15 protein-coding genes are annotated in these 17,449 nt (G+C 42.6%); 9 read left to right on the forward strand and 6 right to left on the reverse strand.

Annotation, left to right across the window (positions count from 1 at the left end):
• Positions 1-36: 36 nt before the first annotated feature.
• From M3P07_RS13510 to M3P07_RS13520, 3 genes are all read right to left on the reverse strand, one after another.
• The gene (locus M3P07_RS13510) at positions 37-411 is read right to left on the reverse strand and encodes a hypothetical protein (RefSeq protein ID WP_249970459.1); all 375 of its coding nucleotides are present in this window, start codon (positions 409-411) and stop codon (positions 37-39) included.
• A gap of 104 nt (positions 412-515) precedes the next feature.
• Positions 516-2,588 carry a M16 family metallopeptidase gene (locus M3P07_RS13515; RefSeq protein ID WP_249970460.1) on the reverse strand — a complete coding sequence of 691 codons (2,073 nt, stop codon included), beginning with the start codon at positions 2,586-2,588 and terminating at the stop codon, positions 516-518.
• A 1-nt stretch (position 2,589) separates the two neighbouring features.
• Positions 2,590-3,912, reverse strand: a complete 1,323-nt coding sequence (locus M3P07_RS13520; protein ID WP_249970461.1) for a M16 family metallopeptidase — start codon at positions 3,910-3,912, stop codon at positions 2,590-2,592.
• Positions 3,913-4,089: 177 nt separating this feature from the next.
• On the opposite strand from M3P07_RS13520, the gene M3P07_RS13525 reads away from it, so the two are divergent.
• The 3 genes from M3P07_RS13525 (at position 4,090) to rpmA (ending at position 5,466) form a co-directional block, all read left to right on the forward strand.
• A complete protein-coding gene (locus tag M3P07_RS13525; protein WP_249970462.1) occupies positions 4,090-4,536 on the forward strand; it encodes a DUF4199 domain-containing protein in 447 nt (148 codons plus the stop codon).
• Between the two features lie 103 nt (positions 4,537-4,639).
• Positions 4,640-5,182, forward strand: coding sequence for a 50S ribosomal protein L21 (gene rplU, locus M3P07_RS13530; protein WP_249970463.1), 543 nt, complete (start codon positions 4,640-4,642; stop codon positions 5,180-5,182).
• A gap of 23 nt (positions 5,183-5,205) precedes the next feature.
• Positions 5,206-5,466 (forward strand): 50S ribosomal protein L27, encoded by a 261-nt coding sequence (gene rpmA / locus M3P07_RS13535; protein WP_249657174.1) that lies wholly within the window; start codon positions 5,206-5,208, stop codon positions 5,464-5,466.
• Between the two features lie 96 nt (positions 5,467-5,562).
• On the opposite strand, the gene M3P07_RS13540 is transcribed toward rpmA, so the two are convergent.
• Both M3P07_RS13540 and M3P07_RS13545 read right to left on the reverse strand, forming a co-directional pair.
• Positions 5,563-6,675: a D-TA family PLP-dependent enzyme gene (locus tag M3P07_RS13540; protein ID WP_249970464.1), complete on the reverse strand. Its 1,113-nt coding sequence runs from the start codon at positions 6,673-6,675 to the stop codon at positions 5,563-5,565.
• Between the two features lie 15 nt (positions 6,676-6,690).
• The gene (locus tag M3P07_RS13545; protein ID WP_249970465.1) at positions 6,691-7,176 is read right to left on the reverse strand and encodes a hypothetical protein; all 486 of its coding nucleotides are present in this window, start codon (positions 7,174-7,176) and stop codon (positions 6,691-6,693) included.
• A 247-nt stretch (positions 7,177-7,423) separates the two neighbouring features.
• Here M3P07_RS13545 and M3P07_RS13550 point away from each other — a divergent pair, with 247 nt between their 5' ends.
• A complete protein-coding gene (locus tag M3P07_RS13550) occupies positions 7,424-9,319 on the forward strand; it encodes a M61 family metallopeptidase (protein ID WP_470299694.1) in 1,896 nt (631 codons plus the stop codon).
• Positions 9,320-9,400: 81 nt separating this feature from the next.
• Here M3P07_RS13550 and ahcY read toward each other — a convergent pair whose 3' ends face one another.
• Positions 9,401-10,717 carry an adenosylhomocysteinase gene (ahcY, locus tag M3P07_RS13555; RefSeq protein WP_249970466.1) on the reverse strand — a complete coding sequence of 439 codons (1,317 nt, stop codon included), beginning with the start codon at positions 10,715-10,717 and terminating at the stop codon, positions 9,401-9,403.
• 74 nt (positions 10,718-10,791) lie between these two features.
• On the opposite strand from ahcY, the gene M3P07_RS13560 reads away from it, so the two are divergent.
• From M3P07_RS13560 to M3P07_RS13580, 5 genes are all read left to right on the forward strand, one after another.
• Complete coding sequence (locus M3P07_RS13560) at positions 10,792-11,433, forward strand: 4'-phosphopantetheinyl transferase family protein (protein ID WP_249970467.1); 642 nt, start codon at positions 10,792-10,794, stop codon at positions 11,431-11,433.
• A gap of 48 nt (positions 11,434-11,481) precedes the next feature.
• Positions 11,482-11,742 carry a YkoF family thiamine/hydroxymethylpyrimidine-binding protein gene (locus M3P07_RS13565; protein WP_249970468.1) on the forward strand — a complete coding sequence of 87 codons (261 nt, stop codon included), beginning with the start codon at positions 11,482-11,484 and terminating at the stop codon, positions 11,740-11,742.
• Positions 11,726-12,364, forward strand: coding sequence for a nicotinamide riboside transporter PnuC (gene pnuC, locus M3P07_RS13570; protein WP_249970469.1), 639 nt, complete (start codon positions 11,726-11,728; stop codon positions 12,362-12,364). The genes M3P07_RS13565 and pnuC overlap by 17 nt, the downstream gene beginning before the upstream one ends.
• A complete protein-coding gene (locus M3P07_RS13575; RefSeq protein WP_249970470.1) occupies positions 12,319-14,418 on the forward strand; it encodes a DUF4301 family protein in 2,100 nt (699 codons plus the stop codon). Before pnuC ends, M3P07_RS13575 begins: the two co-directional genes overlap by 46 nt.
• 770 nt (positions 14,419-15,188) lie before the next feature.
• Complete coding sequence (locus tag M3P07_RS13580) at positions 15,189-17,414, forward strand: TonB-dependent receptor (protein ID WP_249970471.1); 2,226 nt, start codon at positions 15,189-15,191, stop codon at positions 17,412-17,414.
• Positions 17,415-17,449 lie beyond the last annotated feature (35 nt).

A 17,449-nucleotide genomic window follows, 5' to 3' on the forward strand; every position in this document is an offset into this window, starting at 1 on the left:
TTCCTGCCCTAAATAAAATGTACTGTACCCGAAAAGCTAGATGATGGTACTTGGTGGATGAAAGTTGTTCGGAGTGAACAAATAGGTGTAATGGTTCTGATAGTCAAAATAAACCTGAGGATATGCTTTATCTTTTTTTTGGGTGTTGAAGGAAGTTAATTCAACAAACCCAATGGGATATTCTTCCATTGCAATTTTGGGAAGATTTTGCTTTTTTTCCTCGTTTTGCTCCGAAAGGCGCTGCATCAGATAACATTTACCATTACACTGGAGCTCCGTATTTTCCTTGTTTATACAGAGGAATTCTGCAATATAATCCTCGTAGATAATATATTCTGCCAAGGGTACCACAGGTCTGGCCATGGCCAGTAGATAAAGGATAACAAAAGTGTGTGCGGCAATCCGTTTCACTCAATGGTCAGTTTAGAACTGCAAAAGTAGTGCTTAATCAGAATGAACAAAAAAAAGACGCCCCAAAATTGGGACGCCTCTTTCCAGTCATTGTTTAAATGGGTTTACTCGAAATCGGAGGGAGCGACACCTTCATTTACTTTGATATCTTTCACTACAAAATCAAAAACCTGCGGCCCAAAGGTCTGTACCATTTTAAATGGGAATTTGATGCCGGAAACTTCCCGATAGTCCTCGAAGACCAAGGTGTTGTTCATGGCTTGACCCTGGACATCCTCAATGCTTACCACTTGGAGTTTTAGACCCGTCTCCGTATCATAGAAACAGTATTTTTTGTCCGTGATTTTGAGTTTATAGGCTTTTTTATCCCCGACTTGTTCCACGCCATCAATGGTAATACCTCCGGCCAACAAATAATTTAGCTCGGGGAAAGCAGCAGACTCCTCTTTTATTCGCTCTATTTCTTCAGGCGTAAGGTCTTTCCGTTGTCCTTGGGCAATGGTGTAACCCTTATCTCCATCCAAAACCTGTTTTTGAACCGAATTCCCCATAACCTTGATGTCCTGCATGAATTGGCTGCTGGTGGTCTTCTTCATTTCCAGTTCCAAGGTCATCCCTTGCATTACAGCTTCGGCGGTAAGGGCGTAGGACTCCACTCCTTCCAGTTTGGACTTTCCACCTACGGCTTCCATGTATTTCTCAAGAATGGAAGCCACCGTTAATCCCTCGGGTAAGGGAGCGGAGTAATCAGGTTTCTCTGTTTTACTGGCATTTTTGTCGTAATATAAAACGGGAACGCTCTTGCCTTTAAAGGTTACTTTTTCAAGATTTTCCATCACTTCGCTGCCCTTCCCGGTCACTACGACCCTGGCATTGTTGGTGGAAAAATACTTCTGGGCGGCTTTTTGGACATCCTCTATGGTTACTGCCTCAATCCGTTCCAAATAGGTTTTGTAAAAATCCTTTGATAATCCCTCGGTTTCAATATTTAGGGCGTAATTGGCCACGGTCTCAGGACTTTCCAGCGCCATAACAAAACTTCCTGCATATTTGGCCTTGGCGTTGGTTAGTTCCTCCGCAGTAACCGGTTCGCTCACCATTCGGTCTATCTCACTTAAAATCTGAACTACGGCACTATCCGTAACAGCATTTCGAACTTGGGCATAGGCGTTGAACCGCATGGGGCTATACTTGTTGGCCCTGATTCCGGAATACGACCCATAGGTATATCCTTTGTCTTCTCTAAGGTTTTTGAACAATCGAGCTTGTGATCCGCCCCCTAAAATCCTATTCGCCAACAAGGCTGGTAAATAGTCTTCATCCTTCATTTGCAATTCGGTGATGTTCTGCACCGCTACTTCGGATTGTACTGCATTGGGCACATCCACAAAATTGATTTGATTGTATTGCACATCCGTGGGTTTGGCATAACTAAAGGAAGGCGGAGTGGCCTTGGACCATGGGGTAAAATGTGTGGTCACCAACTCTTTGGCCGTTTCAAAATCGACATCGCCCAAAATAACCAAATAGGCATTGGCAGGAACAAAATAAGAGCGATAATGCTGATCTACATCTGCCAAGGTGACATTATTAACCGTGGCTTCTGAAGTGATTTCCCCATGGGGGTGGCTTTTACCATACGCGAGGGCCAATTGTACCCGCGAAGCTATGGCCGAAACATCTTTTTCCTCTGATTTGATCCCGGTTATGATTCGGTCCTTTTCCTTGTCAAATTCTTCTTGTGTAAAATTTGGATTCAAAGTAGCATCTGCCATAAGTTCCAGGATTCTGGGAAAATACTTGGACAGGCAACTCGCCGAGGCACTTTGATCTCCAATACCGATACTTGCCCCAAGAAAATCGACCTCCTCATAAAAATCCTCCTTGGATATATTTTTTGATCCTTTTCCCATTAAGCTGGACGTAAGCGCCGCAACCCCGGCTTTGTCACCCTGTAGAATTGGAGGATTATCAATGGTCAGATGTATGGAAACCCTGGGTAATTTGTGGTTCTCCACGACCATTACTTTAAGACCGTTATTAAGTTCAAAACGGGCAGGTTCCTTTAGGTTAATTTCCGGAGCAGGCCCTGGTTTGGGCTGTTTGCTTCGGTCAATTTGCGCATGGGAGATTACCATGCATAAGGATAAAACGGAAAATATGATGTACTTCTTCATTTTAATTGGCATCTTTTTGTTCTGGTAAATACTCTAGTTCCACCCTTTGGTTCACCTTCAAATACTTTTTGGCAACCTCCATGATTTCCTCACGGGTTATGGAGCGATAAATATCGATTTCTGTATTGATCAAGTTTGTGTTGTCGCGCAGCATATAGTTTTCGGCCAATGAATTTGCTATACCAGAAATGCTACTATTGGCATTTACAAAATTGTTTTCAAACTTGTTCTGCAATTTCTGGTAATCCTTCTCTGAAATCAGCTCCGTTTGGATTTTTAGGATTTCCGCGTCAATCTCATTTTTGATATCCTGTATGGAGTTTTCGCCCACGGGCAGTCCTCCCACAACATAACAACTGTAATCCTCCGCATCAATAGGGACCGAGAATATTTGAAGTGCGATTTTTTTCTCGTCCACCAGTTTCTTGTACAGCTTGGAACTTTCCCCATCGCTGAGATAGGTGGATATCATATTGATCACATAGGCTTCCCTTTCAGCTTGTCCAGGGGTTCTGTAGGCCAATAAAATGGCAGGGATTTGAATGTTTGGGTCGTGGTAAACCGCTTTTTTGGTGTTGACTATGGGGTCTTCGGTAACAACATTGCGTTGGATTTCCGCCCCTTTGGGAATTGGCCCAAAATAGTCCGAAATCATTTTTTTGGTCTTCTGGGTCTCAAAATCTCCGGCTACCACCAAAACTGCGTTGTTGGGAACATAGAAGGTTTGGTTGAAGTTTTTGAAGTCATCAAGAGTTGCACTTGATAGATGGTCCAAAGAACCAATAACCCCCCATCGATAAGGATGTTTGGTGTACAGGTTTTTTAAGAGCACTTCAAAAAAGGCTCCGTAAGGAGAATTGTCTACCCGTAATCTTCGTTCTTCCTGCACCACTTCTTTTTGGGTATCCACACCAATCTGACCAATAATAGGGTGCATCAATCGTTCCGATTCCAACCAAAGTCCGGTTTCCAGACTGTTGGATGGAAAGGTTTCGTAGTAATAAGTGCGGTCTAAAAAGGTATTGGCGTTGCCACTTCCTCCGTTAGAGCTAACTATCTTATCCCATTCACCCCGCTCAATGTTCTTTGTCCCCTCAAACAAAAGATGTTCAAAGAAATGGGCAAAACCCGTTTTTTCTGGGTCCTCATCCTTGGATCCAACGTGGTACATTACGGCAGTGGTCACCACCGGGGCCGAATTGTCCTGATGTAGGATCACATGCAGGCCATTGTCTAGATCGTACTCTTCAAAGGAGACTTCTTGGGCCGAAGTAATTCCTACCGCGGAAAGCATAAAAAGTCCGGACAGCACATATTGTTTCATATTCAAAATTTTTATGATGTATTAATAGAATTAGTGCAGAATTTAAGATTGATGTTACACTAAATATAGGTTAAAATTTGTGAGATTTATCGAATTTTAAAGGAGTCTTTTACAAGAATTTGTGGCATAATTCGTCAACATTCAGTAAATTAAGGATTCACCTGAAAATTTGGCAAAATGAAAAATCTCACTCTTCCTATTCGCTTTGGAATTGTTACCAGTGCTTGTCTGATGGCGTACTTCCTCATTTTGGCCCTTATGGGAAAGCACACTAATGTGTTCTATAGCCTTTTTAATGGGGTAATCACGGGTTTTGGGATTTATGAGACCATTAAGTACACCAAGCTCAGGGAAGGGTCGGAGTTTAGTTATGGCAAGGGGTTTATGGCCGGGGTGACCACTGGTTTTATAGCTACCTTGTTATTCACCATTTTTTTCGCTTTGTACGCTACAGAGTTGAGCAGTACGTTTTTAAGTGAGCTCTCCGACGTTTGGGCCAAGGATTACAGCAATTTCGAGGGAATTGTATTCTTCACCGTGGCCATTATGGGTTTCGCCACTACCTTGGTTTTGACCTTGTCTTTTATGCAACTCTTCAAAACATCCAACAATCTCAAAAAATAATTGCCGAAATGCCCTAAGAATACTTGTAGATTAAGGATTTAGGAGTATATTTGCACCCGCTAATTTTAGCAACGCGAAAGTAAAATAATCTAATTAACGCATTATGTACGCAATTGTAGAGATGGCAGGGCAGCAATTTAAAGTTGCAAAAGACCAGAAAGTGTACGTTCACCGTTTACAGACCGAAGAAGGTAAAAAGGTCACTTTTGACAAAGTTCTTCTTTTGGATGACGGAGGTAACGTAACCGTTGGCGCCCCAGTCATAGAAGGTGCGGCTGTTGAAGCCAAGGTTGTTAAGCACCTAAAAGGAGATAAGGTAATCGTTTTCAAAAAGAAAAGACGTAAAGGTTACCGAGTAAAGAATGGTCACAGACAATCTTTGACCGAGATAGTTGTTGAAAGTATTGTTGCCAAAGGTGCCAAAAAAGCGGCTCCTGCTAAAGCCAAAGCTGAAAAGCCAGCGGCCCAGCCCAAAAAGGAGGCAAAACCAAAAGCAGCAGCTCCGAAGAAAGAAGCTCCAAAAAAAGCAGCTGAGGACTTAAGCTCCAAAACAGTTGCTGAATTGAAGGAATTGGCAAAAGCCAAAGGCATTTCTGGAATTTCTTCCATGAAAAAAGCCGAGTTGATCGAAGCGTTATCTAAATAAGAAAGAACTAAAATTTATATATCATGGCACATAAGAAAGGTGTAGGTAGTTCAAAAAACGGTAGAGAATCGGAATCGAAACGCCTTGGCGTTAAGATTTTCGGAGGTCAGGCTGCTATAGCTGGAAACATTATTGTTAGACAGCGTGGTACCAAGCACAATCCAGGTGAAAACGTATATGCCAGTAAGGACCATACCTTGCATGCCAAAGTTGATGGTATTGTAAGATTCCAAAAGAAAGCTGGAGGAAAATCTTTTGTTTCCATTGAACCTTTCGAGGCCTAAAAGGAAACAACTTTTGATACATGGAACGCCCTGCCTTTTGGTAGGGCGTTTTTTATTTCCCATGGTTCATTAGCAGAAAAGTAACTAGCTGCATTTTCAGAAACGAAGTTTTCGCTTTCGAGCGGTAATTTCCCAAGCCCCTACTTTTTGCCCTTCCTCGATCACCGATACTTCGTCGTGTAGATTGATGGTGGGGCAAATGTGGTAGGGAACCCCATAAAGCACATCGCCGATTTGCAATTCGTCCCAATGCTGAACCTTAATTACACCATGTTCCTCACTCTGGGAAAGGAGTTCGTATTGTTCCAAATTCAGAAATTTGATGCGTTTGTCAACCGGGTTTTCCGGGGCAACGGATTTATGTCCCATGTCCACCGTTATTATCCCTTCGGTAGGTTTGGAAATTATTCGGGTCACCACCAGTGCAGCAAACTTAAAGTCTTGTTCCTGCAATTTTTCTGAGTACCCCCAATCCCATAGTACGCAGGTACCTGGACTTGTTATCCGATTTTGGTTGAGCAAATGGGAGGTGAACGAAGGAGTGCCCCCACAAACCATTTTAAGGTCAGGATTTTCATTTTTAAGGGTTTCAAAGAACAGAGTGATGTCCACAAGACCATCTTCAATTTTCCTGTTTCTAACTAAAAAATCTACATCTCTTAAATGTCCATCATATACATGCAGCCCCATAAAATGAAGGGAACCACAGTTGGTAATGGTTTGCACCAGTTGTTTTAAACCTTCCCCTAGTTCAATACCTGAACGGTTCATTCCATTATTGATATCGATATATACTCGGGCTTTAACGCCTGCGGCTGCTGCATTGTTGTTCAGCAATTTTGCAGTCTCCTTGGCATCAACAATGGTTGAAAATTGTGTATCCGGGAATTGCTGGATCAGCGCCAAAAACCTGTCCACTTTAGGTCCAACCAGCTGATGGGCAATCAAGACGGAATGGGCGCCAACTTCCGCAGCTATTTCCGCTTCGGCTATAGTGGATGCTTTAAAATGTGAAATACCTGAGGCCAATAACAATTTCATAACCTCGGGCATCTTATTGGTTTTAATATGGGGCATGAGTCGCTCCATCTCTCCATGTACACCATTAATCATCTGGCTGATGTTGTGCTGCAAATTTGATTTGTAGACCACTATGGAAGGTGAATCCACAGTATGGATATTATTTATTTCGAACCAACGTCCATTCATTTTTTCGCTTGTTTTCTATGCTTTTTTTATGATGTCCCGAACAATTTTTAAATGATGCCCTGTATGGATTTTTATAAACCGAATGCTTTGTTTTTTGTTTAAGATGTTGAAATATGGATGATTGAAATGAACGTTTTCATCCAAATGTTTCAAGGTTTTCAAACTTTCCTTGGCAGTTACAATTTGCTGTTGGATTTCCTCCGTAAGAATTACATCAGGTGGACGGACTACCCTTGGGGATTTAGCCACGCCCCTTGGAAACCCCCCGAAGGTGTAGATTATGGCTCGGGTAAGATTAAAACTGGATTTATATTCCGCAGGGTTGGACTTTGCCAAGGCATTGCAAATAAAGATTATGGTTTTTAGCATATGGTCCAAATGCCAAGCAACGTCTACCTTAGACACCTTGGGACTCAAGGCATCCCTGTGCGAAATGGCAGCTTGAATTTTGGAAAATTCCGAATCCAAAAAAGAATCAGAAGACAGATTAACTTTAGACAAAAGGAAAAATTAAAAGATTTCCTAAAGCTAGGAAATTCCATGAAGCCCTGATATTGTTCTAACGAAATATTGGGATAAACACCTAAAGCATCAACATATGGAAGAGGTACAAATTCTAGCGTTTGCCGAACTGACCGCCAACTTTAAATGGAAGTTGTGTATGTAACAAACCTTCCTTACTGCTTACTAATCATCATCGGAGCGCATTTCTACCTATATTAGCGGATCATTAATTAAAAAACACAAAATGCTAAAAAAATATCTTACACTGATGATTTTGTCAGGACTTGTTCTGTCTTGCAAACCAAAGAACTTGTCAATTGACCTTGCCACGTCAAATCCCATTGCGGCACAATTGGATTTGGTGAACCTGGATAACGATAAGGTCGAGGTCACTATTGATCCTGGAAGATTTGTCCGTGATACGGTGATTTATAGGTTGCCAAGGGTAGTTCAAGGAACATATGCCGTATCAGATTTTGGAAAATATGTTGAGGGATTAAAGGGAATGGATTATGATGGCAATGAAATGACTGCAACAAAAACGGATACCAATACATGGTTGTTTACCAACGCTCAAAACCTGGATAAAATTTCGTACTGGGCCAATGATACCTTTGACCAGGAAGACCAAGGCGGAATTGGGGAGGAAGTACCTTTTTCGCCCTCGGGAACCAATATAGAACCCAAGCAGGTTATGCTCAACCTGCACGGCTTTATAGGTTATTTTGATTCCCTTAAAAACAATGCCTATCAGATTGGAATCACGGCGCCAAGTTCTTTCAATTATACCTCACCATTACAAGAAATTAGCACCGCCAAAAGCGAGGATGGTAAAGCCAACACTTCGGTTTTTTATGCCAATCGCTATTTTGAGGTTACAGATAATCCTATGATGTATGGAGAAACGGAAGTGGAAGAATTTATGGTGGGTGGTATTAAGATTGTATTGAGCGTTTTTTCACCTAATGGGGTGCATTCCGCTAAGGAGATAAAGGAAACGGTCCACAAAATGATGCTTGCCCAGAAAGAATATTTGGGTGATTTGGACAGTACGCCTCGCTACGACATTTTGTTGTACCTATCCGACACAGAAAAAGCAGATTCTCCCAAAGGTTTTGGAGCTTTGGAACACCATACCTCCACTGTGGTTGTGTTACCTGAAAACATGCAACCGGAGGCTTTGGCAGAATCCATGATAGATGTTGTGGCACACGAGTTTTTCCATATTGTTACCCCATTGTCGGTACACTCTGAAGATGTCCATTACTTTGATTACAACAACCCTACTTTTAGCAAGCATTTATGGCTCTATGAAGGGGTTACCGAGTATTTTGCGCAGCATTTCCAAGTGTACGAAGGCTTAATCGATGAGCCAGAATATTTTTCTAGGACTACACAAAAGATAAACAGCTCACGTTCCAATTTCGATGATTCCATGAGCTTTACGCAGATGAGTGAAAACATCTTGGAAAGTCCGTACAAAGAAAATTATGCCAATGTTTATCTCAAAGGTGCCCTAATAGGAATGTGCATAGATATTTTAATGCGGGAAAACAGTAATGGCCAGCGAAGCCTTCGTTCTCTTATGGCAGAATTATCGGTAAAGTATGGGAAAAATAAACCCTTTGTTGATGATAAGCTCGTTGCAGAAATCGCGGCAATGACTTATCCGGCAGTTGGAGAATTCCTTAACACCCACGTAATCGGGACCACACCTATTGATTACAACACCTTCTTTGAGAAAGTGGGGTTACATTTTGAAGAAGCAAAGGTGGAGACCAATTATATTCAAAATGCGGGTAACTTAATTGTAGGTGCCGACCCTGCAAAGGGGGGTATCAAGTTTAATGATTTGGTATCAAACAATAGCTTTTGGACCGAGAATGGAGCACAACCCAATGATTTGTTCAAATCAATTAATGGGGTTGAAGTAAGCTTGGCCAATGCAAACCAGGTTTTTGGCGACGTATTTGCTTGGAAACCGGGCAAGGAAATAGAAGTGGTTTTGGACAGGGATGGAACGGAAATTTTGATAAAAACCACAACCACACCTTCGTATACCAAGGCCAAAACCTTAGTGGAAGACCCTAACGCTGTCGAATCTCAAAAAGCATTGAGAAATGCTTGGTTAAAGGGGTAGGATTTGTGAATGATTTTATACAAAAAGGCCGCTGCATTTATGCAGCGGCCTTTTGACTTATTTTAGCCAAACCTTAAAGGTTTAGTATCTGTAATACTCTGGCTTAAAAGGACCTTGAACCGTTACGCCAATGTATTCGGCTTGATCCTCCCTCAACTCGGTGAGCTCAGCTCCCAAACGGGCCAAGTGTAGTTTAGCTACTTTTTCATCCAGATGCTTGGGCAGCATATATACCTCATTTTGGTACTTATCGCTGTTGTTCCACAACTCAATTTGGGCCAAGGTCTGGTTGGTAAAGGAATTACTCATCACAAAACTTGGATGCCCCGTGGCACAGCCTAAATTAACCAATCGGCCTTCGGCCAAAACAATTACATCCTTACCCTCAATGGTGTATTTGTCCACTTGAGGTTTAATCTCGTCCTTGGTGTTACCATAGGTGCCATTCAACCAAGCCATGTCAATTTCATTGTCAAAATGCCCAATGTTACACACAATAGCTTTGTCCTTCAACGCCCTAAAGTGCTCTTCTCGAATAATATCTTTGTTTCCTGTTGTGGTAATCACAACATCGGCTTTACCGACCACAGTCTCCAGCTTTTTCACCTCATAACCGTCCATACAAGCCTGCAAGGCACAAATAGGATCTATCTCGGTAACCGTAACAATGGCTCCAGCGCCCCTAAAAGAGGCTGCAGTACCTTTTCCAACATCTCCATACCCCGCAACCACCACTTGTTTTCCGGCAAGCATGGTATCCGTTGCTCGGCGAATGGCATCTACTGCGCTTTCGCGGCATCCGTACTTGTTGTCAAACTTAGATTTGGTCACTGAATCGTTTACGTTGATGGCGGGCATTGGAAGAGTTCCATTTTTAACCCTTTCATACAAACGATGTACCCCAGTGGTGGTTTCTTCAGAAAGTCCTTTGATTGCACCAGCCAATTCGGGATACTGGTCCAGCACCATATTGGTTAGATCCCCGCCGTCGTCCAAAATCATGTTCAAAGGCTGTCTGTCTTCCCCAAAAAATAAGGTCTGTTCTATACACCAATCAAATTCTTCCTCATTCATTCCCTTCCATGCATACACTGGTATTCCCGCAGCAGCTATGGCAGCAGCGGCGTGATCTTGGGTAGAGAAAATATTACAGGAGCTCCAGGTTACATCAGCACCCAAAGCCACCAAGGTTTCGATCAATACAGCGGTTTGGATGGTCATGTGAAGACATCCGGCAATTCGTGCCCCCTTCAGGGGTTGTTGATCTCCATACTCCTCACGTAGCGCCATAAGACCTGGCATTTCAGCTTCGGCCAAATCAATCTCTTTTCGTCCCCAATCCGCAAGGGAAATATCTTTTACCTTAAAAGGTACATACGGAATTGTCTTTGTGCTCATCTTTAATTTTAATTAACTTTATGTAGCTTAGCTATAACAGTCAGCAAAGATACGAAATCACCAAACTATTAGTCGTGCCATTATACAAAACCATTACGGTCTCACCTACTACTACGGTATACATTTGGAAGGTCACGGAACCTGAGGATGAGCTTGCGCACGGCATAACGTTGACGCCACATTGCCAAAATAGGATGGATGGCATGAAATCCGAATTCCATCGGCGTGCCTTTTTGAGTATCCGACATTTAATGGCAGAAACGGGATATGTGGACCAAGACCTGTTTTACGATGACTTTGGAAAGCCCCATCTCAAGGATGGTAACCATATCTCCATAACACATTCGCACAATTTCACTGGCATTATTGTAAGCAAGACCGATGAGGTAGGGATTGACATTGAAATGCAACGTGAAAAAATCCTAAGGATAGCCAATAAGTTTACCCCCTTGGAAGAATATCGGACCCTGGCCAATACCGAGGCCATTATCCGCAAGTTGACCATTGTTTGGGGGGCCAAGGAATCGCTCTATAAAATATACGCGCAACAGGGGTTGAGCTTTCTGAGACACATCGATGTTATGGACTTTGCCTTTGATGACAAACGTACCGTGGCCAAAATTACCCATAAAGGAAAAAAATCCCATTATGGCATAGAATTTTTGGAGTTTGAAGGATTCACCTGTGTGTTTGCCCACAAGATGATGGGGCAGTGATACTGATGTCTTTTTAGTAGCTTTGCTGCTTAAATTTTGATTAGACCCATGGAAGTATCTGTAGAACTCACCTTGACACCTCTCCAGGATAATTTTGAACCCCCCATTATTGAATTTATTAAGAAATTAAGGGCATCTGGACTCCAGGTTCTGGAGAACCCTTTGAGCACCCAGGTCTATGGTGATTACGATAAGGTCATGGGCTTCCTTCAAAATGAGATCAAAGAAACCTTTTCGAAATTGGAACATGTGGTTTTGAGCATGAAAATGGTTAAATCTGACCGTAGCGGATATGAGCCAAATTTTTGATTGGATTTTTTCCCAGTACGAAGGGGTCCCCACCCATATCATAGTCCTTGAACTAGTAAGCGTTGTTTTTGCACTGTTGAGCGTTTGGTATTCCAAGCGCGAGAATATCTTGGTGTATCCAACGGGAATCGTAGGTACAGGAATTGCGGCCTATATTTTACTTTATTGGGGCTTGCTGGGCGATATGCTCATCAACACCTATTATTTTATCATGAGCATTGTGGGATGGTATCTGTGGACACGAAAAGTGGACGACACCCATTTTGTTCCCATTACCAAGACCACGAAGCGCGAAAAAAAATGGTCCGTACTTCTATTTATTGGAACCATCATATTTGTATCCGTAGTTTATGCAGTGGCAGACAAGTTCAATGTATGGACCGCCTATGTGGATACCCTAACAACCGCCATCTTTTTTGTGGGAATGTGGCTTATGGCCAAAAAGAAACTTGAGAACTGGGTATATTGGATAGTAGGAGACATCATTACCGTACCTTTGTATGCGTACAAGGGACTTATATTTAGCTCACTCCTTTATTTTTTGTTAACCATTATTGCCATTTATGGGTATAAGGCATGGAAGAAAAACTTAGGCAAGAGCCCTCAAACCTTATTAAAGTAGTCCTATTTGGACCAGAGTCCACCGGAAAGACCACACTTTCGCAACAATTGGCCCGGCAATACAATACAGTCTGGGTACCCGAATATGCACGAGAATATCTACAAAACAAATGGAACAACGAACGCAAGACTTGCGAGCCCAAGGACTTGCTGCCCATAGCGGAAGGGCAAATCCGTTTGGAAAATGACTTGACCCAAAAGGCCACGGACGTACTCATCTGCGATACCGACCTTCTGGAGACCAAAGTATACTCGGAAGCCTATTATTTGGGCCATTGCGACCCTTTACTGGAAAAGTATGCCTTGGAAAATACCTACGACCTTTATTTCCTTACCTATATCGATACGCCATGGGAACCGGACGACCTTAGGGACAAGCCCAATGAAAGGCAACGGATGTTCGATTATTTCCACGACACCTTAAAAAAATATGATCGGAATTTCGTTATTTTAAAGGGAGATAAAGCAACACGGCTTGCAACCGCAGTCAAACAAATAGATAAACTCCTAAGCACTATGACCGACCTTGACCCAAAAGATCTGGAACAACTTAAAAAAAAGGGGATTTCCAACGAAAAAGTAGCCCAGCAAATAGCAACCTTTAAAGCCGGTATTCCCTTTGTGGATTTGGTAAAGGCTGCGGTTGTTTCGGAGGGAATTTTAAGGTATACCGAAGCCGAAGAAAAAGAAAACATCGCTTATTTTGAAGCTTCACGGGGAAAACTGGATCTATTAAAATTTGTCCCTGCCTCTGGAGCAGCCTCCCGAATGTTCAAAGCGACCTTTAATTTCTTGGATGCGTACAATCCGTCCCAAGAAAATTTGGACACCTATCTGAAGCGGTCAGAAGATTCGGCAATGAAAAAGTTTATTGAGGAAATGGAGCATCTACCCTTTTATGACCTAATCATGGGCAAAATCAAGGGGAAAGCATCTTCAAAAGATGAGGAAACTTATCTTTTTGTAAAGGAAATGTTGGTGTCTGAGGGATTAAACTATGGTTTTTATCCAAAGGGCCTATTACCGTTCCACCAATATGGGAAAGTTGCGGCCACACCGTTTGAAGAACATTTGAAAGAGGCGGCCCTATATGCCAAAACCGATGGGAAGGCCAACCTACACTTTACCATTTCCGAGCAGCACAATACCATGTTCAAAGAGGAACACGAAGCTGCAGGTCCAAGGGTATCAAGTGCAACTGATACCACTTTCAACATTTCCTATTCCAATCAAAAACCTTCCACCGATACCATTGCTGTTGATATGGAGAATAAGCCCTTTAAAAACAATGATGGCAGCATTTTGTTTAGGCCTGGAGGTCATGGAGCGCTTATAGAGAATTTGAACGATCAAGATGCCGATATCATCTTTATAAAGAACATAGATAACGTTGTCATCGACCAAAACTTGGAAGCGGTGGCCAATAGCAAGAAGATGTTGGCGGGAGTTTTAAAGAAGGTCCAAGACCGAGCTTTCGATTATGCTGCAAAACTCGATGGGGGTGAGGTTACATCCGCTGATAGAAACGAAATAAAATCCTTTTTGGAACAAGAACTCAACGTTAGGTTCAATGCAGATTTTGCCAACTTGGGTGCCGAAGATCAAGTAAGCCAACTAAAAAACAGCATCAACAGACCTATTCGCATTTGCGGAATGGTAAAAAACGAGGGAGAACCCGGAGGAGGGCCTTTTTGGATCAAGGATAATCAGGGGAATGTATCCCTTCAGATTATAGAATCTGCGCAAATTGATATGTCGAACAGCGAGCAAGCATCCATCTTAAAAAATTCTACCCATTTTAATCCAGTGGATTTGGTCTGCGGTGTCCGAAATTATAAAGGGGAAAAGTACAACCTCTTGGAATTCGTAGATGAAAACCAAGGGTTCATCACAGAAAAGACCAAAGAAGGCAAAGAACTCAAGGCCTTGGAACTCCCTGGTCTTTGGAATGGTGCCATGGCCTTCTGGAACACGCTTTTTGTGGAAGTACCTCTGGTTACTTTCAATCCAGTAAAAACTGTAAACGACTTATTGAAGCCAACCCACCAAGCCTAGGACAATTTCATTGAAAATAAGGAATAGCCCCATTTTTGGGGCTTTTTTGTGACTAGATGTGACCTAACTAAAAATGGCGTGTCCTATGTATTGAAAGGGCATAGAATGAGGCCCATTTCATGGGTCGTTCCCATAAATAAAAATACATCTAAGCAGTTTGCTTAGTTTTTTGGTTGGTTGATTTGGTTAAAGGCCGTACGCAGTACGGCCTTTTTTGTGACCAAATTCCAAAAGGGGTGTCCAATGAATTAGAAACAATAAAACATGCTATTTACCATATTCTTGGCCATAAGTATTATTTCGTTCATAATTGCAATGGCGCTTGTAGTGCCCTATTTAAGAATGGAATACAAGTCAAGAAAAATCAAGAAAAAGGGATAATGCTATGCAAACACTAACCATGCGTTATCCAACGCCGATGGGTACAACCATTGCCTCTAAGCCAGTTGTATCTTGGCAAACAAAAGCTCCGAGTAATCGGGGCTTTTTCTTTTTGTCAAATTCGGTGCATTCTTTCCAAGAAATGTTATTTCCTTAAATATTTGTTGTGAAATATAATAGGACGGTAGTACATTTGCGGCATCTCAAAGGGGTGCTTGTTTTAGGGATTGTCTCCTAAACTGGGCTGAGATTATACCCAATGAACCTGGGCGGGTAATGCCGCCAAGGGATGGCGCAAAGCGCATCTTGGAATTTCTATGTTTCTTTTGAAACAAAAATCAATTTTTAACCAGAATAATGGCCCCTTTTATTCGTAAACTATTTTACGGATGAAACCATTTTATCTAAAGCGAACGCCTAGAATAAACAGTTGGCATCGCATCAAAACTTCATTGCTGACGGCATTAGCCGTTTTTGGGCTCGCTCAAGCAGTGACCGCACAACAAAACCCAACAGATTCCTTGGAAGGAAAAAAAATTGTACTTGATGAGGTACTTGTACAGGCCATTAGGGTAACCAAGGATTTTCCCATCACCTTTTCCAATTTGGATGAGGAGGAGATTGCCCCAAGAAACTTGGGACAGGACATCCCTATTTTAATGAACTACCTGCCAGCCGTGGTGACAACCTCAGATGCTGGGGCAGGTGTGGGATACACCGGAATCCGGGTGCGGGGGAGTGACGCCACCCGAGTAAATGTTACCATAAATGGAATTCCCTATAACGATGCGGAATCCCAAGGGACATTTTGGGTAAACATGCCCGATTTTGCATCTTCCACGCAAAGCCTTCAGTTGCAACGGGGGGTGGGAACATCTACCAACGGTGAAGCAGCCTTTGGTGCAAGTATAAACATGCTTACCGATGCCTTTTCTGAAGAAGTCTATGGAAGAATTTCTTCCTCCATCGGAAGTTTTAACACCTTGCGGAACAATGTGAAATTCAGCACCGGCTTGATTAATGAGCATTTTGAGCTTTCTGGAAGATTGTCCAGAATAACCTCCGATGGCTATATCGATAGGGCCAGCTCGGAACTTGATTCCTATTTTTTGCAGGGTGCCTATAAGGATGACAACACCTTGGTAAAGGCCTTGCTTTTTGGCGGACATGAGGTTACCTACCAAGCATGGAACGGAATAGATGCCGAAACCCTTAGGTCCAATAGGACTTTTAACACTGCTGGGATGTACACAGATGAAAATGGTGTTACCCAGTTTTATGAAAGGGAAGAGGACAACTATAAACAAGATCATTTTCAATTGCATTGGAACGAGGCCCTAAACCCTTATTGGAGTTCCAATATTGCTGTGCACTATACCCGTGGCCGTGGTTATTTTGAGCAGTTCAAGGAAGATGAGGATTTTGACACCTACAACTTTGAGCCCCTCACTGTGGATGGAGAGGTCGTGAATACCACAGATGTCATTAGACGTCGGTGGTTGGACAACGATTTTTACGGAACCGTAGTGTCCCTAAATCATACAAAAGAAGATTTAAACTTGATAATCGGAGGGGGATACAATGTATATAAAGGAGACCATTTTGGAGAAGTCATCTGGGCCAGATTTGCCAGCAATAGTGATATTAGGGACCGTTACTACGATGACAATTCCACCAAAACAGATTTTAACATCTATGTGAAGGCCAACTACAAATTGGACAATCAGTGGAGCATTTTCGGAGATGTCCAATACCGTGGTGTGGGGTACGAAGCCAATGGGGAAGATACAGGATTGGTTGATGACACCTTCAATTTTTTCAACCCCAAGGCCGGGGTTACGTTTGATTTGGATCAAAACAACAATTTCTACCTTTCGTATGCCAGGGCAAACCGGGAACCCAATCGGAACGATTATGAAAATGGCAGCCCAAAACCCGAAAAACTCAACGATTATGAGCTTGGATGGCGCTATGTTTCTTCGAGTTTTCAACTGAATGCCAATGCCTATTACATGCGCTATAAAGATCAATTGGTGCTTACGGGCGAACTCAACGACGTGGGGGCCCCTTTACGGGCAAATGTTGGTGACAGCTACCGATTGGGCTTGGAATTGGATGCGAACATTTCACTTGGAGATCAGTGGAGCATCAGGCCCAATGTTGCCCTTAGCGATAACCGTAATGTGGATTTTGTCTTCCAAAGGGATGGGGTGCTGCAAGATTTGGGCAATACCAAAATTGCATACTCGCCTAATCTAGTGGCAAGTAATATTTTGGCCTTTGCTCCAAATAAAAACCTACAATTGTCGGTGCTTTCCAAGTTTGTGGGCAAACAGTATATGGGCAATATTGATTCTGAGGCATCTACCCTGGAAAGCTATTCCCAAACCGATTTGAACATCCAATACGCAATTGAGGTCAATTCATTTGTGAAGAGCATTGTGCTTTCCGGATTGGTGAACAATGTTTTTGATGCTGATATTGTTTCCAACGGGTATTTCTTCACCTATGATGATGATTGGACAAATCCAGGTACCATCACTACAATAGAAGGGGCCGGTTATTATCCCCAAGCGGGCATCAACTTTTTGGTGGGTACCACGGTGAATTTTTAAAGGAGCCAAATACTTTTCAAAAAGGGATTCTGTAC

Source organism: Flagellimonas myxillae, from assembly GCF_023502235.1.
In the GTDB taxonomy this organism is placed as follows: Bacteria; Bacteroidota; Bacteroidia; order Flavobacteriales; family Flavobacteriaceae; genus Flagellimonas; species Flagellimonas myxillae.